General features: G+C 73.6%; 1 protein-coding gene. It reads right to left on the bottom strand.

Annotated features, from left to right (window positions below; genetic code table 11):
* The coding region (locus tag D7Y13_RS41785) for a glycosyltransferase 87 family protein (protein ID WP_158626210.1) at positions 1-820 on the bottom strand (820 nt) is incomplete at its 3' end.
* Between the last annotated feature and the right edge of the window lie 95 nt (positions 821-915).

Raw genomic sequence — 915 nt, 5'->3', positions numbered from 1 at the left:
GGGGGGAGGGGGCTCGGAAGGCGTGAGCGCAGGCGAACCCCAGGCCCACGAGCGCGAGCGCGACTTCTCCCAACCGGCGCTCGTGGAAGATGTCGCGCAGGCGCAGCAGTCGGTCGGCTTCGCCGTGGGCGGGGCGCAGTGCCTGGAAGGCGATGACGTCGCGGAAGAACTCGGACGGGGCCTGCGCCGCGAGGGGGGCCACGACGACGACGAACGTGGCGAAGGCGATGAGCGCGAGCGTGAGCAGGTCGCGCCAGGACTCCTTCCACGGCCGGGCCAGCAGCGCGGCGACGAGCCAGAGTCCGCCGGGAAGCTTCACCGACACCGCGAGGCCGATGAGGACGCCCGCGAAAATGCGCCGGGCGCGGGAGGGCGTGTCGGAGGTGAGCCAGAGGTTGGCGAAGCCCAGGCACAGGATGTTGAGCAGGGGTTCGAGGAAGGTGCCGCGCTCGACGGTGATGGCCTCCGGGTACGCGGCGTAGGCGAGCGCGGCCACGCAGCCGGCGAGGGGACCCCAGGCGCGCCACGCGATGCGGCCCGCGAGGAATGCGCAGAGGGCGCCCACGGCGGCGGCGGCGAAGCGGGTCACGCCGTAGGCCGTGGCGGCGTCGAAGCCCAGGGTGAGGGCGGCGCCAGGAGCCCAGAGCAGGAGCGAGCCGGGAGGGTGGACGAAGATGAAGTCGCGGTAGGGCAGGTCCCCGCGCAGGAGCAGCGCCGCGGCGGAGAAGTAGACGCCCTCGTCGTAGTCCATCGGGTAGCCGAGCGGGCCGGTGGGATGGAAGAACGCCAGCGCACGCAGCACGAAGGCGCCGAGCGCCACGAGGACCAGGGGCCAGGGGACCCGTTCCCGCCAGGAGCGCGGAGGAGCGGGAAGGGACGACGTCGCGAGCGGAGTGGGGGCGGGTTGCATCGGGG

Source organism: Corallococcus praedator (assembly GCF_003612125.1).
GTDB lineage: Bacteria > Myxococcota > Myxococcia > Myxococcales > Myxococcaceae > Corallococcus > Corallococcus praedator.
The sequence above is the reverse complement of the archived record's forward strand: the minus strand, read 5'-3'. Positions and strand labels throughout refer to the sequence as shown.